Origin of the sequence: Serratia sp. S4 (assembly GCF_000347995.1) — a bacterium.
In the GTDB taxonomy this organism is placed as follows: Bacteria; Pseudomonadota; Gammaproteobacteria; order Enterobacterales; family Enterobacteriaceae; genus Serratia; species Serratia quinivorans.
In genome coordinates this window covers 1623413-1649315 of the sequence record NZ_KB661120.1, presented here as the reverse complement: position 1 = coordinate 1649315, position 25903 = coordinate 1623413, and the positions used below count along the sequence as shown (strand labels likewise).

Annotated in this window: 26 protein-coding genes and 1 pseudogene; 12 read left to right on the top strand and 15 right to left on the bottom strand. The window is 55.1% G+C overall.

Going from position 1 to position 25903, the window contains the following annotated elements:
• Positions 1-5: 5 nt before the first annotated feature.
• Positions 6-848 carry an S-formylglutathione hydrolase gene (fghA, locus tag SERS4_RS0108510; RefSeq protein ID WP_017892161.1) on the top strand — a complete coding sequence of 281 codons (843 nt, stop codon included), beginning with the start codon at positions 6-8 and terminating at the stop codon, positions 846-848.
• Between the two features lie 36 nt (positions 849-884).
• On the opposite strand, the pseudogene SERS4_RS25700 reads toward fghA, so the two are convergent.
• The 8 genes and pseudogenes from SERS4_RS25700 to SERS4_RS0108470 all read right to left on the bottom strand — a co-directional run bounded on the left by SERS4_RS25700 (position 885) and on the right by SERS4_RS0108470 (position 9150).
• Positions 885-1198 (bottom strand): annotated as a pseudogene (locus SERS4_RS25700) (CcdB family protein).
• Between the two features lie 2 nt (positions 1199-1200).
• Positions 1201-1437 (bottom strand): type II toxin-antitoxin system CcdA family antitoxin, encoded by a 237-nt coding sequence (locus tag SERS4_RS0108500; RefSeq protein WP_012005987.1) that lies wholly within the window; start codon positions 1435-1437, stop codon positions 1201-1203.
• 471 nt (positions 1438-1908) lie between these two features.
• Positions 1909-2817, bottom strand: a complete 909-nt coding sequence (gene gsiD, locus SERS4_RS0108495) for a glutathione ABC transporter permease GsiD (protein ID WP_012005986.1) — start codon at positions 2815-2817, stop codon at positions 1909-1911.
• A 9-nt stretch (positions 2818-2826) separates the two neighbouring features.
• On the bottom strand, positions 2827-3747 hold the full coding sequence (gene gsiC, locus SERS4_RS0108490; protein ID WP_017892158.1) for a glutathione ABC transporter permease GsiC: 921 nt from the start codon (positions 3745-3747) through the stop codon (positions 2827-2829).
• A gap of 50 nt (positions 3748-3797) precedes the next feature.
• Positions 3798-5336 (bottom strand): glutathione ABC transporter substrate-binding protein GsiB, encoded by a 1539-nt coding sequence (gsiB, locus tag SERS4_RS0108485; RefSeq protein WP_017892157.1) that lies wholly within the window; start codon positions 5334-5336, stop codon positions 3798-3800.
• A 23-nt stretch (positions 5337-5359) separates the two neighbouring features.
• Positions 5360-7237 (bottom strand): dipeptide ABC transporter ATP-binding protein, encoded by a 1878-nt coding sequence (locus tag SERS4_RS0108480; protein WP_017892156.1) that lies wholly within the window; start codon positions 7235-7237, stop codon positions 5360-5362.
• A gap of 84 nt (positions 7238-7321) precedes the next feature.
• Positions 7322-8269 (bottom strand): isoaspartyl peptidase/L-asparaginase family protein, encoded by a 948-nt coding sequence (locus SERS4_RS0108475; RefSeq protein ID WP_012005982.1) that lies wholly within the window; start codon positions 8267-8269, stop codon positions 7322-7324.
• A 344-nt stretch (positions 8270-8613) separates the two neighbouring features.
• Positions 8614-9150, bottom strand: coding sequence for a DUF924 family protein (locus tag SERS4_RS0108470; protein ID WP_017892155.1), 537 nt, complete (start codon positions 9148-9150; stop codon positions 8614-8616).
• A 94-nt stretch (positions 9151-9244) separates the two neighbouring features.
• On the opposite strand from SERS4_RS0108470, the gene moeA reads away from it, so the two are divergent.
• Both moeA and moeB read left to right on the top strand, forming a co-directional pair.
• Positions 9245-10483 carry a molybdopterin molybdotransferase MoeA gene (moeA, locus tag SERS4_RS0108465; RefSeq protein ID WP_017892154.1) on the top strand — a complete coding sequence of 413 codons (1239 nt, stop codon included), beginning with the start codon at positions 9245-9247 and terminating at the stop codon, positions 10481-10483.
• A 2-nt stretch (positions 10484-10485) separates the two neighbouring features.
• Entirely contained in the window at positions 10486-11241 is a 756-nt protein-coding gene (gene moeB / locus SERS4_RS0108460) for a molybdopterin-synthase adenylyltransferase MoeB (RefSeq protein WP_012005979.1), read from the top strand.
• 56 nt (positions 11242-11297) lie between these two features.
• On the opposite strand, the gene SERS4_RS0108455 is transcribed toward moeB, so the two are convergent.
• The 3 genes from SERS4_RS0108455 to cynR all read right to left on the bottom strand — a co-directional run bounded on the left by SERS4_RS0108455 (position 11298) and on the right by cynR (position 14402).
• Positions 11298-12890, bottom strand: a complete 1593-nt coding sequence (locus SERS4_RS0108455) for an ABC-F family ATPase (RefSeq protein WP_026142274.1) — start codon at positions 12888-12890, stop codon at positions 11298-11300.
• Between the two features lie 168 nt (positions 12891-13058).
• Positions 13059-13475, bottom strand: a complete 417-nt coding sequence (gene mchS3, locus SERS4_RS0108450; RefSeq protein WP_017892153.1) for an MchS3 family protein — start codon at positions 13473-13475, stop codon at positions 13059-13061.
• A 24-nt stretch (positions 13476-13499) separates the two neighbouring features.
• A complete protein-coding gene (gene cynR / locus SERS4_RS0108445) occupies positions 13500-14402 on the bottom strand; it encodes a transcriptional regulator CynR (RefSeq protein WP_017892152.1) in 903 nt (300 codons plus the stop codon).
• 114 nt (positions 14403-14516) lie between these two features.
• Here cynR and SERS4_RS0108440 point away from each other — a divergent pair, with 114 nt between their 5' ends.
• The 3 genes from SERS4_RS0108440 (at position 14517) to SERS4_RS0108430 (ending at position 16156) form a co-directional block, all read left to right on the top strand.
• A complete protein-coding gene (locus tag SERS4_RS0108440) occupies positions 14517-15170 on the top strand; it encodes a carbonic anhydrase (protein ID WP_017892151.1) in 654 nt (217 codons plus the stop codon).
• A gap of 21 nt (positions 15171-15191) precedes the next feature.
• Complete coding sequence (gene cynS / locus SERS4_RS0108435; protein ID WP_012005966.1) at positions 15192-15662, top strand: cyanase; 471 nt, start codon at positions 15192-15194, stop codon at positions 15660-15662.
• Between the two features lie 236 nt (positions 15663-15898).
• Positions 15899-16156, top strand: a complete 258-nt coding sequence (locus SERS4_RS0108430; RefSeq protein ID WP_017892150.1) for a YjhX family toxin — start codon at positions 15899-15901, stop codon at positions 16154-16156.
• 193 nt (positions 16157-16349) lie between these two features.
• Here SERS4_RS0108430 and SERS4_RS0108425 read toward each other — a convergent pair whose 3' ends face one another.
• A complete protein-coding gene (locus tag SERS4_RS0108425; protein WP_017892149.1) occupies positions 16350-16841 on the bottom strand; it encodes an ATP-binding protein in 492 nt (163 codons plus the stop codon).
• A gap of 173 nt (positions 16842-17014) precedes the next feature.
• Positions 17015-17362, bottom strand: a complete 348-nt coding sequence (locus tag SERS4_RS0108420) for an antibiotic biosynthesis monooxygenase (protein ID WP_017892148.1) — start codon at positions 17360-17362, stop codon at positions 17015-17017.
• A 178-nt stretch (positions 17363-17540) separates the two neighbouring features.
• On the opposite strand from SERS4_RS0108420, the gene SERS4_RS0108415 reads away from it, so the two are divergent.
• The 3 genes from SERS4_RS0108415 to SERS4_RS0108400 all read left to right on the top strand — a co-directional run bounded on the left by SERS4_RS0108415 (position 17541) and on the right by SERS4_RS0108400 (position 20564).
• A complete protein-coding gene (locus SERS4_RS0108415) occupies positions 17541-18248 on the top strand; it encodes a glutathione S-transferase N-terminal domain-containing protein (protein ID WP_012005962.1) in 708 nt (235 codons plus the stop codon).
• Between the two features lie 137 nt (positions 18249-18385).
• A complete protein-coding gene (phoA, locus tag SERS4_RS0108410) occupies positions 18386-19813 on the top strand; it encodes an alkaline phosphatase (RefSeq protein ID WP_017892146.1) in 1428 nt (475 codons plus the stop codon).
• A gap of 178 nt (positions 19814-19991) precedes the next feature.
• Positions 19992-20564 (top strand): GNAT family N-acetyltransferase, encoded by a 573-nt coding sequence (locus SERS4_RS0108400; protein WP_017892144.1) that lies wholly within the window; start codon positions 19992-19994, stop codon positions 20562-20564.
• On the opposite strand, the gene SERS4_RS0108395 is transcribed toward SERS4_RS0108400, so the two are convergent.
• On the bottom strand, positions 20561-21187 hold the full coding sequence (locus SERS4_RS0108395) for a TetR/AcrR family transcriptional regulator (RefSeq protein ID WP_017892143.1): 627 nt from the start codon (positions 21185-21187) through the stop codon (positions 20561-20563). The two genes, SERS4_RS0108400 and SERS4_RS0108395, sit on opposite strands and share 4 nt — an antisense overlap.
• A 93-nt stretch (positions 21188-21280) precedes the next feature.
• Between SERS4_RS0108395 and SERS4_RS0108390 the strand changes: the two genes are divergently transcribed.
• The 3 genes from SERS4_RS0108390 (at position 21281) to SERS4_RS0108380 (ending at position 24790) form a co-directional block, all read left to right on the top strand.
• Positions 21281-22120 (top strand): NAD(P)H-binding protein, encoded by an 840-nt coding sequence (locus SERS4_RS0108390; RefSeq protein WP_017892142.1) that lies wholly within the window; start codon positions 21281-21283, stop codon positions 22118-22120.
• Positions 22121-22552: 432 nt separating this feature from the next.
• The gene (mqo, locus tag SERS4_RS0108385) at positions 22553-24130 is read left to right on the top strand and encodes a malate dehydrogenase (quinone) (RefSeq protein ID WP_017892141.1); all 1578 of its coding nucleotides are present in this window, start codon (positions 22553-22555) and stop codon (positions 24128-24130) included.
• Between the two features lie 201 nt (positions 24131-24331).
• The gene (locus tag SERS4_RS0108380) at positions 24332-24790 is read left to right on the top strand and encodes a helix-turn-helix domain-containing protein (RefSeq protein WP_012005956.1); all 459 of its coding nucleotides are present in this window, start codon (positions 24332-24334) and stop codon (positions 24788-24790) included.
• A gap of 65 nt (positions 24791-24855) precedes the next feature.
• Here the strand turns inward: SERS4_RS0108380 and SERS4_RS0108375 are convergent, their stop codons facing one another.
• Positions 24856-25899, bottom strand: a complete 1044-nt coding sequence (locus SERS4_RS0108375; protein ID WP_017892140.1) for a fimbrial protein — start codon at positions 25897-25899, stop codon at positions 24856-24858.
• Positions 25900-25903: the final 4 nt, after the last annotated feature.

Below are 25903 nucleotides of genomic sequence, written 5' to 3'. Positions count from 1 at the left end.
CAGAGATGACCTTGTCATTAGAACTTCTCGAAGAGCACCGTATGTTCGGCGGCTGGCAACAGCGTTATCGCCATGCGGCGCAGAGCCTGAATTGCAACATGACTTTCAGCATCTATCTGCCGCCCCCGCGCGATGATAACCCGCCGCCAGTGCTGTACTGGCTGTCGGGGCTGACCTGCAATGATGAAAACTTCACGCTGAAGGCCGGCGCGCAGCGTATCGCCGCCGAGCTGGGGTTGGTGCTGGTGATGGCCGATACCAGCCCGCGTGGCGACGATGTGCCCAATGATGAAGGCTATGACCTGGGCCAGGGTGCCGGTTTTTATTTGAACGCCACCCAGGCGCCGTGGGACAAGCACTTTCGCATGTATGATTACATCAGCGACGAGTTACCGGCGCTGATTAATCAGCACTTCAGCGTCAGCGATCGCCAGTCGATCTTCGGTCACTCAATGGGCGGCCACGGCGCACTGGTAATGGCGTTTCGCAATCCGCAGCGTTTCCGCTCGGTGTCGGCCTTTGCGCCCATCGTTAACCCCTGTCAGGTTCCATGGGGACGTAAAGCCTTTGCCGCCTATTTGGGCAATGATGAAAGCCAGTGGCTGCAGTATGACAGTTGCCACCTGCTGGCCAACGGCGCGGAAAAAATGCCGGTGCTGGTGGATCAGGGTGATGACGATCAGTTCCTGGCGGATCAACTGCAACCGGCGAAGCTGGCCGAACTGGCGCGCCAGCGCGACTGGCCGCTAACCCTGCGCATCCAGCCAGGTTACGATCACAGCTACTTCACCATCGCCAGCTTTATCGAAGACCACCTGCGCTTCCACGCCGAACATCTGTTCCGCTGATCGATAAATCCGGGCGGTTACCCCGCCCGGATTTAATCAGATACCGTCGAGAAGAAAATCTATTGCGGCTTTAACCTCGGTCCAGTATTGGGTAGCATCGCAAAATTCAGCACCCAAGGCCCGAACGGGAATACTTGCCATCTCATGTGTCATAACGGCGTACTCCTTGTCATCCACCAGCCTGACCAAAGGGATCAAACGTTCCGGGCGAGTGCTACCCGGAAACTTTTCAATGGGCAATAACGGGATCACGACTCGACGATTTAATTGCCCGATGATATCGCTTGTACATCAAGCAACAGCGGGTAAACAACGCTTTTCCCTGTGTTGGCGTATACCGTAAATTGCATCGCTAAAACGTCCTGTACTCGTCACTGAAACAGCCATGTTCATCATGAAAACGGTTCAGCGCCTCAATGGCCTCTCGGTTATCTTCCTTCCATTTTCTCATCTCATGCTGACGCAATTCGGCATCCAAAGCAGCGTTCAGCGTAGCACTGAGGTTAATACCCGCCTCACGTGCACGGCTCAACAAGCTGCGTTCTACCGTCATGGTAACGCTTTGCGTCGTTCGTTGTTTTACTGGCATCAGTACCTCCCACAATAGCCTTCGTGCAAGCAACACGGCTTATTGAACGGATAACACACTCAGTTAACGCTCTCGTCCAGTGAACCAATAATAAACATCTTCAAACCAGGTTAATAAGGCTTTGGTGCCGATCACTGTAATCACCGCGATTGCAACATCCACATAACTATTACATGGTTTCATAATTAGCAGTGATGAATACTCGATTAAAGAGAATGAAATAAATATCCAAAGGGCTATAAAAATGCAGTCTTTCATTTGCACGTCCATGTGAAAATTATAATAACACCAAGAAAAACAAGGTAACATCACCCCATTGCAAATAAAATAAAAATAACCATTAATTATAGTGATAGACAAGAATAATAATTACATTAACGTATTCGGTTGATTTATCGAATACGTTAATATGTCACAGTTAATTAAACGATTAACACTCCGCATATTAACCGCTATTAATTTTACTTTATTCTATCCTTTTAATTTCGGATCCAGCGCGTCGCGCAGCCCATCGCCCAGCAGGTTGAACGCCAGTACGGTGATGAATATTGCCAGACTGGGGAAAATCGCCACGTGCGGCGCCATCACCATATCCGCTCGAGCCTCATTGAGCATCGCCCCCCACTCCGGCGTGGGTGGCTGTGCACCCAGCCCGAGGAATGACAGGCTGGCGGCGGTAATGATCGAGGTGCCGATACGCATGGTAAAATACACCACAATCGACGAAATCGTCCCCGGCAGTATATGTCGCAGGATGATGGTCCAGTCGGAAGCCCCGATGCTGCGCGCCGACTCGATATAGGTCAGGTGCTTCAATACCAGCGTATTGCCGCGCACCAGCCGGGCAAACGCCGGAATGCTGAAAATCGCCACCGCAATGATCACGTTGGACATACCGCTGCCCATAATCGCCACCACGCCAATCGCCAATAAAATACCGGGAAAGGCAAACAGCACGTCACAGATACGCATGGTGATACGGTCCCACCAGCCCTCATAATAACCGGCCAACAGGCCCAGCAGCGTGCCGATCAGCCCGCCGACCAGCACCGAGAACACCCCGGCGGCCAGCGAAATACGAGCGCCCATCAGAATGCGGCTGAAAATATCTCGCCCAAGGGAATCTACCCCCAACCAGTGCACCAGCGAAGGGCCTTCGTTCAGGCGGTCATAATCAAAGTAGTTTTCCGCATCAAACGGCACCAGGTAAGGTGCCAATAACGCGGCAACCACCAGCAACAGCACCAACAACCCGGCGACCAGCGCCACCCGTTGCTGGCGGAACCGCCGCCAGAACTCATGCCACGGTGTGCGCACCGCGTTAGGGTTAATCGTCGGCATCGCCTTCATTGCGGCGTTGCGTCGCCAATGCTTAATCATCCCGCGTCCTCATTTGTAGCGTATCGCCGGGTTAATTGCCGCATACAGCAGGTCCACCAACAGGTTAATCAGAATAAACTCCAGCGAGAACAGCAAAACCTCGGCCTGGATCACCGGATAGTCGCGCATCTCCACCGAGTCGACCAGCAGCCTGCCCAGCCCTGGCCAGTTGAAGACCTTTTCCACCACGATCGAGCCGCCGAGCAAAAAGCCGAACTGTAGCCCCATCATGGTGACCACCGGGATCATCGCATTGCGCAGGCCATGCTTCACCACCACCAGGGTTTCCGGCACGCCCTTGGCTCGCGCGGTGCGCATATAGTCTTCCTGCAGCACCTCAACGAACGAGGCACGGGTAAAACGCGCCATCACCGCTGCAACCGCCGCCCCCAGCGTGATGGAGGGCAAAATATAATGCCGCCAGCTGTCGGCGCCCACCGTCGGTAACCAGCCCAGATTGACCGAGAACACCTGCATCAGCAGCATACCCAGCGCAAAAGCGGGGAATGAAATGCCGGAGACCGCCAGCGCCATACCAATGCGGTCCGGCCAGCGGTTGCGCCAAACGGCAGACAACATGCCGATGCCCATACCGAAGAGCGTCGCCCACAGCATGCTGGTCAGCGTCAGCCACAGGGTCGGCAGAAAGCGCGAGCTAATCTCTTCGCTTACCGGCCGTTTGGAGACCATCGAGGTGCCAAAATCCCCCTGCAGCGCATTGACAAAAAAATGCACGAACTGCTGCGGTAGCGGCTTGTCGAGCCCCAGATCCTTACGCACCAGTTGCACTACCGCCTCGTCGGCCTCCGGCCCCGCCGCCAACCGTGCCGGATCGCCGGGCAGCAGATGGACAAACAAAAACACCAGCACCGCGACAATCAGCAGCGTCGGGATCAGGCCCAGCAGCCGTTTCAGAAAATAATTAAGCATCTCGGGTGAATCCCCTCACCCCGCCCTCAGTGAGAGCGGGGATTGGCGCCTTATTTAAGGTCAGCGTTATCAAAGTTGAACGAGGTATCCGGCATCACATAGAAACCGCTCAGCTGCTTGTTATTGGCCGACAGCAGGCGTTCGGTTGCCAGGAAGATCCATGGCGCATCGGCCCAGATGCGATCCTGCGCGTCCTTATACAACTTCTGCTTTTCGGCGCGATCGGTAGTCGCCAGCGCGCCGGTCAGATCCTTGTCCACCTGCGGGTTACTGTAGAACGCGGTGTTGAACTGCTTGGGAGGTGCCGCCTGAGTAGAGAACAGCGGTGACAGCGCCCAGTCCGCCTCGCCGGTCGACGCGGACCAACCGGTATAGAACATGCGCACACCGGTGTCTTTCACCCCAACGCTTTCAACCTGTGCCGCACGCTGACCGGCATCCATCGCGGTCAGTGTTACTTTCACCCCAACCTGCGCCAACTGCTGTTGGGCAAACTGCAGCACTTTCTGCGCGGTACTGTGGTTATGGGACGACCATAAAGTGGTAGTGAAACCGTTCGGATAACCGGCCTCTTTCAGCAGTTCGCGCGCTTTGGCCGGATCGTATGGCCAGGGCTTATAACTCGTGGCGAAGTCAATCGCCGGCGGCACCGGGCCTTCTGCCGGTACCGCGTAGCCGGCGAACGCTACCTTGATCAGCGCATCTTTGTTGATGGCGTAGTTCAGCGCCTGGCGTACTTTCAGGTTATCAAACGGCTTCTGGGTGACATTCAGGCTGATATAGCGTTGCAGAATCGACGGCGCAGCCACCAGATCAAGCTTGGCATTACCTTCCAGCACCTTGGCCTGCTCATAAGGGATCGGGAAGGCAAAAGTGGCCTCGCCGGTCTGCAGCATCGCCGCACGGGTATTGTTATCGACGATCGGGCGCCAGGTGATGCTGTCGAGCTTCGGTAATCCCGGCTTCCAATAGCCGTCAAACTTCTTCACCTTAACGAAATCGGTCTGGTTCCAGGTCACAAACTGATAAGGGCCGGTGCCCACCGGATGGAAACCAATCTCTTTGCCGTACTGCTTTAGCGCCGCCGGGGAAATGATCACCGCCGCCGGGTGCGCCAGGTTGTTGATAAACGCCGAGAATGGCGCTTTCAGCACGATTTTCACCGTGGTAGCATCCACCACCTCGGTTTTATCGATCATTTTGAACAGGTTGTAACGTTTGAGGTGGTTGTCCGGGTTGCTGGCGCGATCCAGGTTCACCTTCACCGCTTCGGCGTTAAACTCGGTACCGTCATGGAATTTCACCCCCGGATGCAGTTTGACGGTGTAAGTCAGGCCATCCGGACTCACCTCATAGCTGTCTGCCAGCACGTTCACCAGCTTCATGTCCTTGTCGAAACCGAACAGGCCCTGATAGAAAGATTTGGCCACGGCCTGCGACAGCGTGTCGTTGGCATCATAGGGGTCAAGCGTGGTGAAGTTGGATGCGACGGCGATCACCACATCTTTCGCCGCCCAGGCCGGGCCTGCGCCCACTGCCGCCAACAGCACGACGGCCGCCAATGCCTTACGTTTGAATGTGTGCTTCATGGTGCTTGCATCTCCTGAGGTCATTAAAAGGCACCGGCGATCGGATGACGGGCAACAAAGTGCCCGGGGCCAACCTGCACCAGCGGTGCGGTAACGGGTTCATCGCCCAGCGCACGGATCGGGCTGGGAATTTCATCGACCAGCAGCGGCTGGCGTTTATGCGCATGGGACGGATCGGCCACCGGCACGGCCGCCATCAGCTTGCGGGTGTAGGCATGCTGCGGGTTATCAAACACGGCGTGGCGCGGGCCAATTTCGACAATCTGCCCAAGGTACATCACCGCAACGCGATGACTGATGCGCTCCACCACCGCCATATCATGGGAAATAAACAGAAAGGCAATGCCAAGCTCCCGCTGTAAATCGAGCAGCAGATTAACGATTTGCGCCTGAATCGACACGTCGAGCGCCGACACCGATTCGTCGGCGATCACCACTTTAGGATTGAGTGCCAGGGCGCGCGCAATGCAGATACGCTGCCGCTGCCCGCCGGAAAACTCATGCGGGTAACGACGTGCGTGTTCGGGTTTCAGCCCGACGCGTTCCAGCAGCCAATCGACCCGCTCTTGCGCCGCCTTGCCGCGCGCCACGTTATGCACCAGCAAGGGCTCCATAATCGAAAAGCCGACGGTCAGACGCGGGTCGAGCGAAGCGTAAGGATCCTGAAAGATAAACTGGATATCCCGCCGCAGGTGCTGCAACGCCGGGCCTTTCAACTGATTAATCTGGCGGCCGTCAAAGGTAATGGTGCCGCGCTGGCTATCCACCAGCTTCAGCAAGGAACGACCAGTGGTGGACTTGCCGCAGCCGGATTCCCCCACCAGCCCCAAAGTTTCGCCGGGGTAGAGGTCAAAACTGACGTTTTCCACCGCGTGCACCCGGCGGGTAACCCGGTTGAGGATGCCGCTACGCAGATCAAAGCGCGTCACCAAATTCTCCACCCGCAGGATCGGCGCCGCACCGGGCGGGACGGTATCCTGCGGCCCGCCATTGTCCGCACCGTTCGGCAGCGGGAATTTGGCCGGAAAGTCCTGGGTCGCCATCGAACCGAGTTTTGGTACCGCGGCCAGCAGTGCCTGGGTATAGGCCTGTTGCGGGGAGGCAAACAGCTCGCGCACCGGCCCCTGCTCCACCCGTTCACCCTGACGCATCACCAATACCCGGTCGGCAATTTCTGCCACCACGCCCATGTCGTGGGTGATGAAAATCACCCCCATCTGCATTTCCTGCTGCAGCACGCGGATGAGCTGCAGGATCTGCGCCTGAATGGTGACGTCCAATGCGGTAGTAGGTTCGTCGGCAATCAATAGCGCCGGCTTGCAAGACAGTGCCATGGCGATCATCACTCGCTGGCGCATACCGCCAGACAGCTGATGCGGATAGCGGTTAAGCACGTCTTTGGCTTCAGGAATGCGCACCAGATCAAGCATCTGCAAGGCGGCCTGTTTGGCCGCCCGATGGTCCATCGCCTGGTGCAGGCGCAGAGATTCGGCGATCTGCTCGCCCACCGGAAACACCGGGTTCAGCGAGGTCATCGGCTCCTGAAAGATCATCGCCATATCGGCGCCGCGCACCCTGCGTAGCGTACCCTGATGGGCTCGAGCCAAATCGAGCACCTCGCCGTTACGCCGACGAAAAGACATGGTACCGCTGACGATGTTGCCACCGCCCTGTTCGACCAGCCGCATCAATGCCAGAGAAGTGACAGACTTGCCCGAACCGGATTCACCGACGATCGCCAGCGTCTCGCCGCGATCGAGATCGAATGACAGGTTGCGCACCGCATCCAGGGTCTCGCCCTGTTGTTGAAATTGGACGCTCAGATCGCGCACCGACAGCACGCGCTGCGGCGGCAATAATAGCCCGGCGTCGGCCGCAAGCGGCATTAAGGCATCGGTCATACACCCTCCTGGCGATCGGTTAGCGGTATACCCGTCATCTTTCAAGTTGCAGCGTTGTTATCTGCGCTCGCTGCAACTTGAAAGCTATAGGGTATAAATCCCTACGGACGGCGCATCGCCGACATAACCAAAACCGCGGTACATCCCCTCGCTGTTAAACGGCAGCGCCACGTTGCCCTGGCTGTCGATGGCAATCATGCCGCCGCTACCGCCCATCGCCAGCAGTTTTTCCATTACCACCCGGTCGCTGGCCTGCTGCAGGCTGAGGCCGGCGTATTCCATCAGCGCGGAAACGTCATAAGCCGATACGCCACGCATGAATATTTCGCCGGTACCGGTGCTGGACACCGCCACGGTGGCATTGTTGGCATAACAGCCGGCGCCGATGATCGGGGTATCGCCCACCCGACCGGCCTGTTTGTTGGTCATGCCACCGGTCGATGTCGCCGCCGCCAAATTGCCCAAAGCATCCAGAGCCACCGCGCCGACGGTACCAAACTTCCTGTCGGGATCGATCGGCTCAGCGCCATCGTGATCGAGCAATACTCGGCCCTGCTCCGCCTGGGCGCGGTGCAATTGGTCAAAACGTTGTTGGGTAAAGAAGAAATCGGGGGTCACCATTTCAAGACCGTGGGCCGCGGCGAACTTCTCCGCCCCCTCACCGGCAAACAACACATGCTGGCTGTTTTCCAGCACCGCGCGTGCGGCCAGTATCGGGTTGCGTATCCGGCTGACGCCCGCCACCGCACCGGCATCACAGGTGCGCCCGTCCATCACGCAGGCGTCCAGCTCATGGGTACCCTGATGAGTAAACACCGAGCCTTTGCCGGCATTAAACAACGGGCACTCCTCCAGCAAGCGCACGGCTTCGGTCACCGCATCCAATGCGTTGCCGCCCTGGGCCAGGATCTGCTGACCTGCGGCAACAATGCCGGATAACGCCTGGATATACTCCTGTTCCTTTTCCGCACTCAGCGCCGAGCGGGTAATTGCGCCCGCGCCGCCATGAATGGCAATCACTGGTTTGCTCATATGCCTGACACCCTGTGTTAATCCCGTACCCTTCCGGGCTGATAATTAATTATTTTTTCTTTTCCCGACTATATTTAGCCCTGCATTCTATGTAAAGCATTAAGTCAACGCTCAGCATTCAGCGTAGTTCGCTTAGATTATTTCGCACATTGAAATAGCTTAATGGAATAAAAACAGAGAGTTATAACAGCATAAAAAAGCCATAAATAACGATTGGGATTTTTGGTAAAAGCAGCGAGGGGATAGACAACTATTATCCTGAGAAATAACCGATAGCTCTGAACATTTAACTTTCACAGGTTCAACCTGCTGTTTTTTAGCAGGCTGAACGCAGATGATAATATTTAGAACCCGGAACCCGGCAGCAACAGAAATGCCTCTTCTTCCGCGGTTGAGACACGACCTAATATCGCATTACGGTGCGGGTAGCGGCCAAAACGGTCAATAATGGCCTTATGCCGCAATTCAAACTCCAACTGGTCGCCATTATCCAGCTCGGTATACAACGCCAGCGCCTGCTGATGGATCAACACCGATTCCGAATGCATAAACGGCAAATAGAGAAAGCCCCGTTGTTCCTTACTGAGTTGCTCACACTGCCCGCTGCGGATCGCTTCTTGCGCCAATACCAGCGCCATGCAATCGCTGGCAAATGAACGCGGCGTGCCACGGAACAGGTTGCGGCTGAACTGGTCGAGCACAATCACCTCCGCCAGTCGCCCCTCAATGGTTTCTCGCCAGTGCGCCAACTCCCCGGCGGCGGCGGCCTGCCAGATCTGGCCAAAGCGCGTATGCAGCAGGCGATCGAATTCATCATCCTTTTTGAACCACAAAGCCGGTTCGATCTCGTCAAACCAAAAGTCTAATACCTGTCTGTGCATCACTGCCTCCTGTTGTTTACATCAGCATAGCATCCTTCATAATACCCCCACATTGCCGCTATTTATCGCGCACCCTGATTACGGAGTTCCCCCGATGGATCATTGCCATACTTCCGATCTCATTTCCCTGGAGCAGGCGCTGGAGAAGATGCTCAGCCAGCTCTCCCCCCTGCAGCAGACCGAATCCATTGCCCTGACCGCCGCCGCAGGCCGCATTACCGCCGCATCGGTCATTTCGCCGATTGACGTGCCGCCGTTCGCCAATTCGGCTATGGACGGTTACGCCGTGCGCCTGGCAGATTTGCAAGCCAATGCGCCGTTGCCGGTGGCGGGCAAAGCCTTTGCCGGTGCGCCATTTGATGGCAACTGGCCGGCCAATACCTGCATACGCATTATGACCGGCGCCCCTGTCCCGGTTGGCGCCGAAGCGGTGATCATGCAGGAACAGGCCGAGCTGAGTGATGCAGGCGTGCGCTTTACGGCCGAAGTACAGGCCGGGCAAAATATTCGTCTGGCCGGGGAAGATATTCGCCAGGGCGCAGGCGTGTTAGCCGCAGGCATCAGGCTGGGTGCCGCGCAATTGCCGCTGCTGGCCTCGCTCGGCGTTGCCGAAGTCCAGGTGATGCGCAAACTGAAAGTCGCGGTGTTCTCTACCGGCGACGAATTACAACCGGTCGGCCAGCCGTTGCAGGCCGGGCAAATCTACGATACCAATCGCTTTGCGGTGCGCCTGATGCTGGAACAGCTGGGCTGCGAGGTGATCGATCTGGGCATTATCCGCGACAATCAAGAAGCGCTGCGCGCCGCTTTCGAGCAGGCGGACAGTCAGGCCGACGTGGTGATCAGCAGCGGTGGCGTTTCGGTCGGTGAAGCCGACTACACCAAGCAGATGCTGGATGAACTGGGCGAAGTCAGCTTCTGGAAGCTGGCGATCAAACCGGGTAAGCCTTTTGCCTTCGGCAAGCTGAAACACGCCTGGTTCTGCGGCCTGCCGGGCAACCCGGTTTCTGCCGCCCTGACCTTCTACCAACTGGTGCAACCGCTGCTGGCAAAACTGGCCGGCCACAGCGACTGGCAGTTGCCACCGCGTCTGCAAGCGCGCGCATTGACGCCGTTGAAGAAAGCACCGGGCCGTCTCGACTTCCAGCGCGGCGTATTCAGCAGTAACGCCCATGGCGAGTTGGAAGTCAGCAGCACCGGCCATCAAGGCTCGCACGTGTTCAGTTCATTCAGCCAGGGTAACTGTTTTATCGTACTGGAGCGCGATCGCGGTTCCGTAGCAGTGGGTGAAAAGGTGGAAATTCAGCCTTTCAACGCCCTGCTGAGGAGCTAAGCATGCTGCCGGAATTAACCGATGCCGAAACATTGCGCTATAACCGCCAGATTATCCTGCGCGGTTTCGACTTCGACGGTCAGGAAAAGTTGAAAGCCGCACGGGTAATGATTGTTGGCCTGGGCGGTTTGGGTTGCGCCGCCGCGCCCTATTTGGCTGCCGCAGGGGTGGGTCATCTGACGCTGGTTGATTTCGACACCGTTTCGCTCTCCAACCTGCAACGCCAGATCCTGCACCGCGACGCGCGCATTGGCATGGCGAAGGTTGATTCGGCGCGTATCGAACTGAGCGCCATCAATCCGCATATCCATATTGATGCCGTTGACAGGCAACTGGACGATGAACAGATGGCGGCACAGATTGCCGCCAACGATCTGGTGCTGGACTGTACCGACAACGTGGCAACGCGCGATCTGCTCAACCGCCTGTGCCATGCGCAGCGCAAACCGCTGGTGTCCGGCGCGGCGATCCGTATGGAAGGGCAACTCAGCGTCTTCACTTACCAGGCCAATGAACCTTGCTACCGCTGTCTGAGCCGGTTATTCGGTGATAACGCCCTGACCTGCGTCGAGGCCGGTGTGATGGCACCGCTGGTGGGTACCATCGGCACTCTGCAGGCTATCGAGGCCATCAAACTGCTGACGCAATACGGGCAGCCGCTCACCGGCAAACTGCTGATGTTTGACGCCATGACCATGCAGTTCCGTGAGATGAAGCTGCCGAAGGATCCGCAGTGCGAAGTGTGTGGCGGGGAATAGCAGACACAAAAAAGGCGGGAATATTCGCTCCCGCCTTTTTAATGCCGTAACAGAAGTTACACGATACCCTGGCTACGCAGATAGTCTTCGTAGTTGCCGGTAAAGTCGATAACCTTGGTCGGTGTCATTTCCAGTACGCGGGTCGCCAGCGAGCTAACGAACTCACGGTCGTGGGAAACGAAGATCAGGGTGCCTTCGTACATTTCCAACGCCATGTTCAGCGACTCGATGGATTCCATATCCAGGTGGTTAGTCGGTTCATCCATAATCAGGATGTTAGGGCGCTGCATCATCAGCTTGCCGAACAGCATACGGCCCTTTTCACCACCAGACAGCACCTTAACTTTCTTCTTGATGTCGTCCTGGCTGAACAGCAAACGACCCAGCACGCTGCGAACGGCCTGCTCGTCGTCTTTTTCCTGCTTCCACTGGCTCATCCAGTCGAATACCGTCAGGGTGTCATCGAACTCGTATTCGTGATCCTGCGCGTAGTAACCAATCTTGGCGTTTTCAGACCATTTCACGCTGCCGCTGTCCGGCTGTGCATCGCCAACCAGGGTTTTCAGCAAGGTAGACTTACCGACACCGTTCGGGCCCAGCACCGCCACTTTCTCGCCCACTTCAACCATCAGGTTGAGCTTGCTGAACAGTGGACCGTTGTCGAAACCTTTGGTCAGCGCTTCCACTTCCAGCGCGTTACGGAACAGTTTTTTGTCCTGATCGAAACGGATGAACGGGTTCTGACGGCTTGAAGCCTTCACTTCTTCCAGCTGGATCTTGTCTATCTGGCGGGCACGTGAAGTCGCCTGTTTGGATTTGGAGGCGTTAGCGCTGAAGCGGCTGACAAACGACTGCAATTCGTTAATCTGTGCCTTCTTCTTGGCGTTATCCGCCATCAGACGTTCACGCGATTGCGTGGCCGCCGTCATGTATTCGTCATAGTTGCCCGGATACACGCGCAGTTCGCCGTAGTCCAGATCCGCCATGTGAGTACACACCATGTTCAGGAAGTGACGGTCGTGCGAAATGATAACCATGGTGCTGTTACGCTCGTTAAGCACCTGCTCCAGCCAGCGAATGGTATCGATGTCCAGGTTGTTGGTTGGTTCGTCGAGCAGCAGGATTTCCGGATCGGAGAACAGGGCCTGCGCCAGCAACACACGCAGCTTGAAGCCCGGCGCGATTTCGCTCATCGGGCCATAATGCTGTTCGACCGGGATGCCAACACCGAGCAGCAGCTCGCCGGCACGCGCTTCGGCGGTGTAACCGTCCATTTCGCCGTAAGCCACTTCCAGATCGGCCACTTTATAGCCGTCTTCTTCGCTCATTTCGGCCATAGCGTAAATACGGTCACGCTCTTCTTTCACTGCCCACAGCTCATGGTGGCCCATGATAACGGTGTCCAGCACGCTGTATTGCTCAAAAGCAAACTGGTCCTGACGCAGTTTACCCAGACGCTCGTTCGGATCGAGGAACACGTTGCCGCCGCTCGGTACCAGATCGCCGCCCAGGATTTTCATAAAGGTGGATTTGCCGCAGCCGTTGGCCCCGATCAAACCATAGCGGTTACCGCCACCAAATTTTACAGAGATGTTTTCAAACAGCGGCTTACTGCCAAACTGCATAGTAATGTTGTTAGTGCTTAACACAGCGCTCGCTCTTCATATCATTAGGAATGTGATTTGGCGCGCATTATGCCATAACGGGGATAAGAGATCGCGGGAAGTTTTGGTGACAATTTGAGCAATGGTGCGGTGGCAGAAAAAGCCAGACGCTAAGTAAATCCCATCCTGCGGATTGAAGGGGAATTAATACATTCACCAGCAGCCATGTTTTAAGATATTGAAATAGACCTCTTTAAACTTTTCTGTCCTTAAAATATCCCCTTTCAATACCGAAACCGGTTTATCCCACTCTTGGGCGAAATCGGCTTCACCGTTATTGTTATTTAGCTTTTTTAAGCCACAGGCAGCATAAAGTTTGGCTTCTGGCGTTGCCTGCGGATTTTTGGCAATACGCAAGAAAATCTCCCCCGCATCCTGATAGGTTAGGATTCTTATTAGCTCGGTCTCGCCAACGCTGCCAATGCCAACAAACCCATTCATTCCCAAAGAGAAATCGCTGACTTTGGATAAAACATTTTCTGTCTGTTCGCGGCTTTGCTCAGCGGCGTAGCCAGAGAGGGAACAGAAAGAAACAACAAACAAAGTCACAACGCGCAAAATCATTTTCATAAAAATTTCTCTATTCAAGCGGTTTTATACCGGGTTGGCATCTGTCGACATAAAAGCCTGCTGATGTAAAACCGCAACAAACGCCTGCGATGCTGCGCTGCGGTAAGCGCTTTTGCGTTGCAGTAATACCGCCCGACGCGCTGGCAGGGCAACGGCAAGTTGTACCGACCGCAACTGCGGATCCGCCTGGGCGATCGCCGCCGGTAGAATGGTGGCAAGCTGACCACGGCGCACAATCTCGAGGATAGCACCAATCGCATTGGCTTCTACCGCCACCCATGGGCAGATACTCTGCTGGCGACAATAACCGTCGATGAACTGACGGGTAGCAAAATCTTCGCTCAGCAAAGCCAGGGGTTGCCGTTCAAGCTCCCCCGCCGTCAAAGGATGTTGCCGTTGGGCCAAAAGATGATCTGCGCCAACCACCATATTCAACGATTCACTAAACAGATCTTTCGCCTCGATATCTGGCGACTGCGCCTGGCCAAAAGCAATGCCTAAATCCAACTGATCCTCCGCCAGCAACGCCTCGATTCTGTCCTGAGTCATTTCTTGAATACTTAGCGATATCCCCGAATAACGCCGATAAAAGGCATCGATAACCGGGCCAACCAGATAGGCGCTAAAGGTCGGCGTCATTGCCAGCCTCAGATTGCCGCGCTCCAGCGTCGCCACGTCATGGATCGCGCGCGCACCTTCGTCCAGATCCTGCAATGCCAGGCGGGCATAGCGCATCCAGGCCGCACCGGCATCGGTCAGGCGCACGGTACGGCCACTGCGATCCAACAGCGGCGTACCCAGCGTCTCCTCCAGCTGTTTGATTTGCTGTGACAGCGTGGGCTGCGAAACGTGCAGCACTTCGGCAGCGCGGGTGAAGTTGCCCTGCTCGGCAACGGCCAGAAAATAACGAATATGTCGCAACAGCATAGCGCCCCTACTATTAGTAATTCCTATAGTGATCATTATAAATAGGTCTTAGACCCTATAGCCAGAGCGGCGCAAGATACGTCCATCGCTTAACAGCACCCAGATGGAGACAGTATGAAAGAGGTTATTGAAGGCTTTTTGAAGTTCCAGCGTGAGGCATTTGTCGAACGCACGGCACTGTTCCAGCGGCTGGCGACCCAGCAGAGCCCACGCACCCTGTTTATCTCCTGTTCCGACAGCCGCCTGGTACCGGAACTGATTACCCAGCGCGAACCGGGCGACCTGTTTGTGATCCGCAATGCCGGCAATATCGTGCCTTCGTTCGGCCCGGAGCCGGGTGGCGTCTCCGCATCAGTAGAATATGCCGTCTCTGCACTCGGCGTTGAAGATATCGTGATCTGCGGGCATTCCGACTGTGGCGCAATGACCGCCATCGCCACCTGCCAGTGTCTGCAACATATGCCGACCGTGGCTAACTGGCTGCGCTATGCCGACTCCGCCAAGGTGGTCAATCAGGCTTATCAGCATGCATCCGAAAGTGAGAAAGTCAGTTCGATGGTGCGTGAGAACGTCATCGCACAGCTGAACAATATCAAGACCCACCCGTCGGTGGCACTGGCGCTTGAACAAGGCCGGTTGAAGCTGCACGGTTGGGTGTATGACATCGCCAGCGGCGGCATTGAAGCGCTGGATGGCGAAACCCGCCGCTTTATTCCGCTGGCAACCAATCCTGAGGTCACGGCAACCCCTGCCGTATCTCGCTTTTAATTTCATTTATAAGGAAACAATATGACTCAGTCACTGCACTACTCATCCCCGCGCGAAACCCTGACTGACACCATTATGATGGCCAAGATCCGCAAAAACCTGACCTTCGAAGCGATTAACCAGGGTACTGGCCTGAGTCTGGCGTTCGTCACCGCCGCCCTGCTGGGCCAGCATCCGCTGCCGGAACAGGCCGCCCGCGTGGTGGCAGAGAAGCTGGATCTGGATGAAGATGCGATACGCCTGCTACAAACCATTCCGCTGCGCGGCAGCATCCCCGGCGGCGTGCCGACCGACCCGACCATTTATCGTTTCTACGAAATGGTGCAAATCTACGGCTCCACGCTGAAAGCCCTGGTGCATGAGCAGTTTGGCGACGGCATTATCAGCGCGATCAACTTCAAACTGGATATCAAAAAAGTGCCGGATCCAGACGGTGGCGAACGCGCGGTGATCACCCTCGACGGTAAGTACCTGCCGACCAAACCTTTCTGATAACCCGATTGCCGATGGCTTTACCGCCGTCGGCAAATTGACAACCTCATAATCCTTGGCTAAATTAACTGCGCTTTAACGCCTTTCTGGCGTTTATCACTACCCGAGGCCTGTATGTTGGAGATTGTAGCAACCCGATAGTCACTTCCTTGCCATTTTGGCTGGAGGTTCTGACGTATCCGACACGCATTTGCGTGGGGATGCGCGTATCTGGGTTTACTGCAGGATTTTCCAACATGAACATTTCCAAAGCGGAACAACGCGTGCTGCACGTGTTGGCCAAAGGCGGCTATATCGCATTCACCCGTGATGACGCGGGGCGTGTGACCCACGCTCAATGCTTGACCCGCGAAGGGTTAGGTCTGGCCGATTGCTCCCTGGCCGTCTTCACCAAGCTCAAAACCAAGCGCCTGATCCTTTCCCGGCAGGGACGCCCTTATCGCGTCACTATCGACGGACTTAAGGCCGTACGCGCGCAATTGGATAACCGCTAATCATTTTTGTCGGCCGGGTTTATGCTCGGCCTATTTCATCCTTATTTATTTGGATACCGCTTTTTCCAGGTGCTGCCATTCGGCGGCGGCAGGCTACCTCAGGGCACGGTCGCCTTCCACCCTGCATTTGACGCTACAGAATAAAGCTAACCAAGGCAGCGCCCAAATAAAGGCCTGCCTTATTACGGGATGCTCAGGAATAGCGGATAACGGCCAAACACTCTTCTTCTGAGGGGGGAACAAAATACTGAGTAAGCAGATCGAATGTCTCTTCGCTTAACGTAAAGGGATGGTCGCCCTGCTCATTTCTGATCTTTATCCGGCTCTTGCACTGCGCATCACTAACATCCAAAAAGTGCAGACAGTGCTCAACGCCAGCCAGCTCGGCTAATTGCCTTGCCCACAGCCGCCGATCGGGCGTATTCATCGGAAAATCCAACACCACCGACAGCCCATGACCCAACAGTTGTACAATATGCTCACTCAACGCTTGGCGCAGTCGGGCTGAATAACGCACGTAGTCTTGCAGAGTCGTCATCTGCTGTTCATACAATGTCGCCAGCCAACTGTCTTCAGCCAGTAACAATGTGTGGGATTGCTGCGAAAGGTTCTTCGCCAACGTCGACTTGCCGGAACCGGCTTTACCGCACATCAAGTGTAAAACGGCGGGGGGATGGTTCTTCATAAGTGCCTCCTGGGGATATTGCCAGTCGGAGGACCTTTTGCCCCGCCTGACTGGCGGGGTTTCGCTTAAAACAGACGCGCTATCCCACCACTCTGTGAATGGTGATAATAATCTGCGCGAATGCAAAACGGTTTCTGTTCATCTGTTATCAATAAGATAAACCCCAGGGGCTGTCAATCGGCGTGATAGCCGCGGCTGTCCTGCGGCACCTGATCCCGCTGATCCAGACCATAATCCCGTACCACCTCCGCGACCCGCAGGCGGTACTGTGCCAACACCCCATGGCGACCACGCTTTTGTGCGGCGCGGTGCTGTTCGATGTTCCGCCACTGCTGCACTGCGGCTTCATCACGCCAAAAAGACAGTGACAGCAGCCGCTGCGGATCGGCCAGGCTTTGGAAGCGTTCAATCGAAATAAACCCGTCAATTTCTGCCAACAGCGGCTTCAATTCGGCCGCCAATTCAAGATAGGTTTCGCGCTGGCCGTCGGCGGCCTGCAATTCAAAAATAACGGCAATCATAGGAAGCTCCTGTCAGAGGGATATCACCTATCCTAACGTTAACCCTGTTGCCATGCTTCGTCTAATTGCCGCCGGGAAGAAAGCGCTGAAAGCACATTTTGACCTCACGGTTTAACCTCACAACAGGTTAGTTTTGGTGCAATACTCAATACGCAAACCGTCAACCTGAGGACTCGTCATGCTCGACCAAACCCAATTTCCGATCGTCAAACGCTGGCCCGCTCAGCACCCGGAAAGACTACAACTTTACTCATTGCCAACGCCCAACGGTGTCAAGGTCTCCATCATGCTGGAAGAAATAGGTCTGGCTTATGAACCGCACCTGATCGATATCGGCAACAACGAAACCTGGACGCCGGAATTTCTGTCACTAAACCCGAACGGCAAGATCCCCTCGATCATCGATCCCAACGGCCCGGACGGTAAGCCGCTGGCGCTGTTTGAATCCGGCGCTATCCTGCTGTACCTGGCGGAAAAAAGCGGCAAATTCCTGCCGCAGGATCCTGCCCTGCGCTACGAAACCATCCAGTGGGTATTTTTCCAGATGGCGGCGGTGGGCCCGATGTTCGGTCAAGTCGGCTTCTTCCACAAATTCGCCGGTCGCGAATATGAGGATAAACGTCCGCTGGAACGCTATAAAAATGAATCCAAACGCCTGCTCGGCGTGCTGGAAACCCGGCTTGAAGGCCGTGACTGGATCATGGGGCAGGATTACAGCATCGCCGATATTTCATTGCTGGGCTGGGTACGTAACCTGATCGGCTTTTATGAAGCCCGTGAGTTGGTCGAGTTCGATAGTTTCCCGCGGGTAGGACAATGGCTGGAGCGCGGTCTGGCCCGTCCGGCAGTACAACGCGGCCTGAATATTCCCGCCCGCAGCGAATAATGGATAGCCTGGGATAGCCGCCCGGCTATCCTTTTACCCCCAATTACCGTCATAAAAGTGTCACACCTCTGCACTACTCTCCCTGCGTAACAAACTGATGCTATTTATATTTTTTTATTACGACAAGGAGCTTTCCCATGCTGCAGCCAGTTTCTTTGATCGCCGGCGCCGTGTTATCCGCCTTACTCTGTTCCGCCGCCTTCGCCGATGAAACCCCGGTCAATACCGCCAGCCTTTACGAACGAGCGGCACGCGGCAACATCGTGGAGCCCGGTGGCGCACGCCGGTTGAGTGGCGATCAAACGGCCGCGTTGAAGGCTTCTTTGTCTGACAAAACGGTCAAAAACGTGATTTTATTGATCGGCGATGGCATGGGTGATTCGGAAATCACCTCGGCGCGTAACTACGCCGAAGGGGCGGGCGGCTATTTTAAAGGCATTGATGCCCTGCCGCTGACCGGTCAATACACCCATTACTCACTGGACAAGAAAACCCACAAACCGGATTACGTCACCGACTCCGCCGCCTCGGCGACCGCATGGTCAACCGGTGTAAAAACCTATAACGGCGCACTGGGCGTTGACGTCAACGGCAAAGACCAGCCAACACTGCTGGAAATCGCCAAGGCCGCGGGTAAGGCCACCGGGAATGTGTCCACCGCCGAGCTGCAGGACGCCACGCCGGCGGCGCAAATTTCCCATGTCACCTCGCGCAAATGTTACGGCCCAGAAGAAACCAGCGAAAAATGTGCCACCAACGCGCTGGAAAACGGCGGCCGTGGCTCCATCAGTGAGCAGTTGCTGAAGGCTCGCGCCGACGTCACGCTGGGCGGTGGGGAAAAATCCTTTAATCAGCTGGCAAAAAGCGGCGAATGGCAGGGAAAATCGCTGAAAGAACAGGCAGCCGCTCTGGGTTATCAGTGGGTCGAAAACCTCGATGCCCTGAACGCCGTCAGCGTGGCCAATCAGCAAAAACCGCTGCTCGGGCTGTTTGCTGCCGGTAATATGCCAGTGCGCTGGCAAGGGCCGAAAGCCACTTATCACGGCAATATCGACCAGCCTGCGGTGACCTGTGAAAATAATCCGGCACGCACTGCGGATATCCCGACGCTGGCGGCGATGACTGAAAAAGCCATCGACCTGCTGAAAACCAACCAAAACGGCTTCTTCCTGCAGATTGAAGGCGCGTCGATCGACAAACAGGATCATGCTGCCAACCCGTGCGGCCAGTTTGGTGAAACTGTCGATCTGGATGAAGCGGTTCAGAAAGCCCTGGCATTCGCCCGCGCAGATGGCAACACCCTGGTGATAGTCACCGCCGACCATGCCCATTCCAGCCAGATTATCGCCGCCGACGCCAAGGCCCCAGGCCTGACGCAAACGCTGACCACCAAAGATGGCGCACCGATGACCATCAGCTACGGCAATTCAGAAGAAGATTCGCAGGGGCACACCGGGACTCAATTGCGGGTGGCAGCTTACGGCCCACATGCCGCCAACGTGGTTGGCCTGACCGATCAGACGGATCTGTTCTATACCATGCGTGATGCGATGGCGATTAAGTAAGTTAATAACCTGGTAACTGATTAAGCCGACCCTATTCGTCCCTGCTCTTGCAAGTGATGAATAGGGTTTTCACCGCTTAGCCCAAAACTGCTATCTTGAAGAGCTCGTACTTACCGCAATAATTCTCTGCCCCCCGTTGAGAAACCAATGTAAACCCAGCCAAAACAAGGATGAGCACTTGCATTTGATTAGCCTGCCCTTTACCACCGAACGTCTGCACCTACGCCGCTTTACGCCTGCCGATCTCGACGCTTACGCGGCTTATCACTACCTGCCTGAGGTCTATCGCTATCTGTACGCACCCACACCGGACGAAGCACAGTTGACCTCCCTGTTTTCCCAGGCGATAACCTCGCGCTTCACTGAGGACGGCGACATACTTTATTGTGCCGTTACCTTGAAAGACAGTGGAGAGTTGATCGGTGAAGTATTGCTAAAACTGGCCAACGGCGCAGCATTGCAGGGGGAGATTGGCTACATTTTCAACCCGGCGTACGCCGGAAAGGGCTATGCCGCGGAGGCCGTAAAATCGGTACTGGATCGCGGGTTTGCCGAATCGGGTTTTCATCGCATATTTGCCCGCCTTGATGCCGCCAACCAGGGTTCGATCGGCGTGGTCGAACGCCTGGGAATGCGTAAAGAGGCGCACCTGCGGCAAAACGATCGTTTCAACGGCGAATGGGGCGATGAATTGATTTATGCCCTGCTGCAAGAAGAGTGGTGTCAGACACGGGAGCAAGAGCGCCTCTAGGCTTCCGCCAGCATCCTGGCCGCCATTTGCTTATAGCTCGCGACCAGATCGCGGCCCTCATCCGGGCCGGTACTCACCGCCAGTCGCATGGTCGCTTCCCCCAAATGCATCAACAGGAAAGCGGCATTTTCCACCGCCGCCGGGTCCGACTGCGGCCGTAACCGGCGTATTGTCGCTGCCAGCAATGCACCGTTCAACCGGCTTTCCGCCACTTCTTCTTCACGCAGCGTTTTATTGGCCTGGGTCGCCGCCCAGATATCCCGCATCACCGGCTCAGCCATAAACAAGGCGTAATATTCGTCAATCAGGCAGTTAAAAGCCTCGATCAACTGCGGTAACGTCTGCACCTGAATCAAGCCTTGCTCGATGCATTCACGCGCCTCCTGGTTATAACGTTGCGCCAGCACACGCACGATAGCGGTTTTATCCGGGAAGTACTGGTACAGCGCTCCTATCGAAATACCGGCATTTTGCGCCACCTCACTCATACGCATCGCGTCACTGCCCTGCTGGGCTATCAGCGCAGTTGCGCAGTCCAGGATCAGCTTCACCTTCTCACGGCTACGCGTCTGGCTGGGTTTACGCCGCAGGGCGGCAATATTTTTTTGCTTATCATTCATCATGCATCGTCCTTTGAACAAAAACCGCCTTGACAATAATACGAGGGTTTATCATATTTACAAAACATGAGTAACACTCACATTTGGAGCGACGCTATGAGCAGCAACGAAAAGGGTTCACCCATTCTGGTTTTAGGCGCTACCGGAAAAACCGGTAGCCGTGTGGCAGCACGTTTACAACAGCAGGGCATGCCGGTACGCGCCGGACATCGTAGTGCCGCCATCCCTTTCGACTGGCAGGACAGCACCACCTGGCAACCTGCCTTGCAGGATGTGGAGAAACTTTATCTCAGCTTTCAACCCGACCTGGCCGTTCCGGGCGCCACCGAAATCGTTGAACGTTTTTGCCGACAGGCGGTAACTGGCGGCGTGCAAAAAATAGTGTTGCTCAGCGGACGCGGCGAAGACGAGGCCCGTCAGGCGGAAGAGGTGGTTGAACGCAGTGGGGCAGACTGGACGATATTGCGCGCCAGTTGGTTTATGCAAAACTTCAGCGAGAGTTTTATTCTTGATGAATTGCTAAACGGCGCAGTCTATTTGCCACCGGGCGAGATCCCAGAACCTTTTATTGATGCGGAAGATATTGCCGATGTTGCGGTTGCCGCCCTCACCCAGCCCGGCCACAGCAATACGCATTATGAATTGACCGGCCCGCGTCTGATGACCTTTGAACAGGCCATTGGCGAGATTGCCGCCGCCGCTGGGCGTGAGATCCACTATCAGCAGGTGCCGGTGGCAGATTACGTCGGATACCTGCGCGAGGCGCAACTGCCGGCGGAAATGGTCACGCTGCTGGAGTATCTATTCAGCACGGTGCTGGATGGACGCAACGCGTCATTGACCGATGATGTCCAGCGTAGTCTCGGACGTGCACCGCGCGATTTCAGCACTTACATCGCCGACACCCTCCCCAGCGGAGTTTGGCAAGCGCGTTAACCTGTTAATGGTCGCCCTGCGCGGCGGCCATTTTCTTTTTGTTACCGAGGACATTTGCAATTGTTCTATAAATATTGTGTGATAGCTGAATATCGTTTAAATCCGCGGCAATTAAACCCTTTAAATATAGCGGTTATATTTAGATAAAAATAACAAATGAATTATTCCTGCCTTTAATCCGCTTTTTTTAATTACAAAAGTAGTTTTTAACAATATTGCAAACAATAATATCCCCTCAGTAACCAGAGTTGAACAATCTGTCCCCAGGCAGCCTGTAATAATCCACTTTTCGTTAAAAAATGATTAACAAAAAGACATTATCACTGCAATCCGGTTTTGCCGGGCGGGTTGATTTCACTTTTTTCCAGGGTACCTCCCGATAAATTCTTTCACCTGCAATGAGTAGAATTTACATACAAGAGAATTGATTTAATGAGAAAAATACTCGTCCTTATTTTCTGTCTGAACCTGTTTGGCGTCACGCATCAGGCAGCAGCAGAAGAGAATAAGACCGTTGATGTGGTTCTGATCGGCGGCGGCATCATGAGCGCCACTTTGGGGACTTACCTGCATGAGCTGGAGCCAAACTGGTCCATCGACATGTATGAACGCATGAATGGCGTAGCGGAAGAAAGCTCCAACGGCTGGAATAACGCCGGCACCGGCCACTCCGCCTTCGCCGAAATGAACTACACCCCAGAAAAAAAAGACGGCAGCATTGATATCAGCAAAGCCGTGGTGGTGAACGAGTCTTTTGAAATCTCTCGTCAATTCTGGTCTTATCAGGTTAAAAATAACGTCCTGAAAGATCCAAAATCCTTTATCAACAGCGTGCCGCACATGAGTTTTGTTTGGGGTGACGATAACGTCAACTTCCTGCGCAAACGCTATGCGGCGCTGCAGCACAGCACCCTGTTCCGTGGTATGGAGTACTCAGAGGACGCCAACCAGATTAAACAGTGGGCACCGCTGGTCATGGACGGTCGCGATCCGAAGCAAAAAATTGCCGCTACCCGCATGCCGCTGGGCACCGACGTTAACTTTGGCGCGATCACCCACCAACTGGTGGATACGCTGACCAAAAATCCAAACTTCAAGCTGAACCTGAGCCATGAAGTGCGCGATATCAAACGCAACGACGACAATACCTGGCGTGTAACCGTGGCCGATCTGACCCGTGACGGTAAAGAAACCACCGTTAACGCCAAGTTCGTGTTTATCGGCGCGGGCGGTGCTTCACTGACGCTGCTGCAAAAAACCGGCATTCCTGAAGCCGAAGGTTACGGCGCCTTCCCGGTCGGCGGTCAGTTCCTGGTGACCACCAACCCGGAAATCGCCAACCAGCATCTGGCCAAGGTTTATGGCCTGGCCAGCGTAGGTTCACCACCGATGTCGGTTCCGCACCTGGATACCCGCATGCTGGATGGCAAACGCGTTCTGCTGTTCGGGCCGTTCGCTACCTTCTCCGGCAAGTTCCTGAAAAACGGTTCACTGTTTGATCTGCTGCATTCCCTGAGCACTTCCAACCTGATGCCAATGACCCACGTCGGCCTGGATAATTTCGACCTGGTGAAATACCTGGTGGGCCAGTTGATGATGAACGACGACGACCGTTTCGCCGCGCTGAAAGAGTATTTCCCTGAAGCCAAACAGGCTGACTGGAAGCTGTGGACTGCCGGCCAACGCGTGCAAATCATCAAGAAAGACGATGAAAAAGGTGGCCTGCTGCAGTTTGGTACCGAAGTGGTCAGCGCTAAAGATGGCAGCATTGCCGCCCTGCTGGGTGCATCCCCGGGCGCATCTACTGCCGCACCAATCATGCTGCACCTGATGGAAACCGTGTTCAAAGATAAAGTGGCGACGCCGGAATGGCAGAGCAAGCTGAAAGAGATCATTCCGTCTTACGGCCACAAGCTGAACGGCGATATTGAAATGACCAACAAGATCCGCGGCTACACCAGCAGCGTGTTGCAGTTGGACTATATCGAAGTGAAGCCGGAAACCAACTGATAGCCGTTTCCCTACTCGCTTTAAGGCCGCCTCGTGCGGCCTTTTTAATTTCTCCGCGACGGTAAGAGCACTTTTAGCCACCTTTAGCACCCTAGTTAACACTTGCGTAACCCGGTGTTGCGGCCTATTATCAAAGCACAAGCTTGGATAATTACTCTTACCTACACTGACCTGAATGTCGTACTGCGGGAGAACTCAAACATGGATCGCGTCAATATCATTCACGATTTGCTGGACTGGATTGAAAATCATCTGGATCAACCCTTGCTGTTAGACAACGTGGCAGCCAAGTCAGGCTACTCCAAATGGCACTTGCAAAGGATGTTCCGCAGCACCACCGGCCACGCGCTGGGTAGCTATATCCGCGAGCGTCGTCTTTCGCAGGCGGCACAGGCGCTGCGTTCAAGCCCTCGTCCTATTCTCGACATCGCCCTGCAGTTCCATTTTGATTCCCAACCGTCATTTTCACGCGCGTTCAAAAAACAGTTCGGCAAAACGCCGGCGGTGTATCGCCGCACTACCCGCTGGGATGTCGCAGAAATGCGCCCGCAGGCTATCGAACCGCTGAACGGACATCGCCATGAGTCGCCGGGCGTGCATCTGTGGTATGCGGGTAAATCTCTGGACGGGGTCTGCACCAACTGGGTTGGCCAGCACTGAGATAAATATGCATTAAAAAAAGGGGTTCAGCCTGCGCTGAACCCCTTTTTTTTAACTGCCAGCTCTTACTTAAAGGTGACGTCGATATTTGCCGATGCGGTGAATGGCCCAACCTGTGGATTGGTATTCAGCCATTTCAGACTAGCCAAAAAATTCTTTTCAACGATGGTACCGTTGACCAGGCCCAGATCAACCGGGGAGTTCATCATGATCGGCGTGTTTGGCGTTGCTGCCTGCGAAATCAAAATACCGAAACCGCTGTTGCTGGTTGGCATAATCAGACTGTTATCCTGCAATGGATAAGTCGTGCTGAAACTGGCCTGCAGGGTTTCGCCTTTACAGTCCTGCCCCGTGGTTGGATCCGACATATTTGCGCTAACCGAGAATGGCACCTGCTTTTCGATTTTGCCGGCCACCGCATTTTGACGCGGTATGGTGCCAAAGTTTACGGTAGAACCGTTGTTAGCCACCACGGTGATTTTCGGGTTACAGGAGATAAACTGGATATTGCCCAACCCGGAAATATAGGCGTTAAAGTTACTGTTAGGCGTGCCGTTCAGACCACCAACCCCATCCACCTGAAATACCGAATAAGCATTGTTGTCATTGATCTTGCCACCCGCCGGAGGTGCCTTGCCCGTCGCCTTAATGTAAATGGCATAGGAAACTGTCACCGTCAGCGACCTGGCCGGACGAAGGCAGGTATTACCTGAGCGACGACATTCAGTCCCTGGCCCCACGTCTTGTTTGGCGTTTTTCACCGGTTTTATATCAATGCTGTTGTAAGTCACGCCAACTTCAATCGAGTTATGGATCTGGCCCATGCGAGCCTGGGGATCCCAATACAGGTAAGCGTTTTCCCCGCGCGGGTTATTCCAGTCATCCACACATTGGAAAGTCGAAGTAAAGGTCTGTGAACGCCACAGCAATGCCCCAGGGGCAGTATTGGCCGTTGATACCTTAATCGCTTTATCCAGCACGATATCCTGACGAATGTTGCCATTCTGCTTACAAGACAGCGCAAAGCTGCTCTGCGAGAACGTCCCCAGTGTGACCAGCAGCCCTGCCGCCAGCCCGAGTTTTTTGTGTTTTAACAACAAAGAAGACATATCC

What these genes read in the sequence shown, in the direction of transcription:
- phoA (WP_017892146.1), top strand. Translation starts at nt 18,386, where the DNA reads ATGCTGCAGCCAGTTTCTTTGATCGCCGGCGCCGTGTTATCCGCCTTA.
- SERS4_RS0108480 (WP_017892156.1), bottom strand. Translation starts at nt 7,237, where the DNA reads ATGACCGATGCCTTAATGCCGCTTGCGGCCGACGCCGGGCTATTATTG.
- gsiD (WP_012005986.1), bottom strand. Translation starts at nt 2,817, where the DNA reads ATGATTAAGCATTGGCGACGCAACGCCGCAATGAAGGCGATGCCGACG.
- moeA (WP_017892154.1), top strand. Translation starts at nt 9,245, where the DNA reads ATGGATCATTGCCATACTTCCGATCTCATTTCCCTGGAGCAGGCGCTG.
- SERS4_RS0108470 (WP_017892155.1), bottom strand. Translation starts at nt 9,150, where the DNA reads ATGCACAGACAGGTATTAGACTTTTGGTTTGACGAGATCGAACCGGCT.
- SERS4_RS0108425 (WP_017892149.1), bottom strand. Translation starts at nt 16,841, where the DNA reads ATGAAGAACCATCCCCCCGCCGTTTTACACTTGATGTGCGGTAAAGCC.
- fghA (WP_017892161.1), top strand. Translation starts at nt 6, where the DNA reads ATGACCTTGTCATTAGAACTTCTCGAAGAGCACCGTATGTTCGGCGGC.
- SERS4_RS0108440 (WP_017892151.1), top strand. Translation starts at nt 14,517, where the DNA reads ATGAAAGAGGTTATTGAAGGCTTTTTGAAGTTCCAGCGTGAGGCATTT.
- SERS4_RS0108380 (WP_012005956.1), top strand. Translation starts at nt 24,332, where the DNA reads ATGGATCGCGTCAATATCATTCACGATTTGCTGGACTGGATTGAAAAT.
- gsiC (WP_017892158.1), bottom strand. Translation starts at nt 3,747, where the DNA reads ATGCTTAATTATTTTCTGAAACGGCTGCTGGGCCTGATCCCGACGCTG.
- SERS4_RS0108430 (WP_017892150.1), top strand. Translation starts at nt 15,899, where the DNA reads ATGAACATTTCCAAAGCGGAACAACGCGTGCTGCACGTGTTGGCCAAA.
- SERS4_RS0108415 (WP_012005962.1), top strand. Translation starts at nt 17,541, where the DNA reads ATGCTCGACCAAACCCAATTTCCGATCGTCAAACGCTGGCCCGCTCAG.
- mchS3 (WP_017892153.1), bottom strand. Translation starts at nt 13,475, where the DNA reads ATGAAAATGATTTTGCGCGTTGTGACTTTGTTTGTTGTTTCTTTCTGT.
- SERS4_RS0108390 (WP_017892142.1), top strand. Translation starts at nt 21,281, where the DNA reads ATGAGCAGCAACGAAAAGGGTTCACCCATTCTGGTTTTAGGCGCTACC.
- SERS4_RS0108475 (WP_012005982.1), bottom strand. Translation starts at nt 8,269, where the DNA reads ATGAGCAAACCAGTGATTGCCATTCATGGCGGCGCGGGCGCAATTACC.
- SERS4_RS0108420 (WP_017892148.1), bottom strand. Translation starts at nt 17,362, where the DNA reads ATGATTGCCGTTATTTTTGAATTGCAGGCCGCCGACGGCCAGCGCGAA.
- mqo (WP_017892141.1), top strand. Translation starts at nt 22,553, where the DNA reads ATGAGAAAAATACTCGTCCTTATTTTCTGTCTGAACCTGTTTGGCGTC.
- cynS (WP_012005966.1), top strand. Translation starts at nt 15,192, where the DNA reads ATGACTCAGTCACTGCACTACTCATCCCCGCGCGAAACCCTGACTGAC.
- SERS4_RS0108395 (WP_017892143.1), bottom strand. Translation starts at nt 21,187, where the DNA reads ATGATGAATGATAAGCAAAAAAATATTGCCGCCCTGCGGCGTAAACCC.
- gsiB (WP_017892157.1), bottom strand. Translation starts at nt 5,336, where the DNA reads ATGAAGCACACATTCAAACGTAAGGCATTGGCGGCCGTCGTGCTGTTG.
- moeB (WP_012005979.1), top strand. Translation starts at nt 10,486, where the DNA reads ATGCTGCCGGAATTAACCGATGCCGAAACATTGCGCTATAACCGCCAG.
- SERS4_RS0108375 (WP_017892140.1), bottom strand. Translation starts at nt 25,899, where the DNA reads ATGTCTTCTTTGTTGTTAAAACACAAAAAACTCGGGCTGGCGGCAGGG.
- cynR (WP_017892152.1), bottom strand. Translation starts at nt 14,402, where the DNA reads ATGCTGTTGCGACATATTCGTTATTTTCTGGCCGTTGCCGAGCAGGGC.
- SERS4_RS0108500 (WP_012005987.1), bottom strand. Translation starts at nt 1,437, where the DNA reads ATGCCAGTAAAACAACGAACGACGCAAAGCGTTACCATGACGGTAGAA.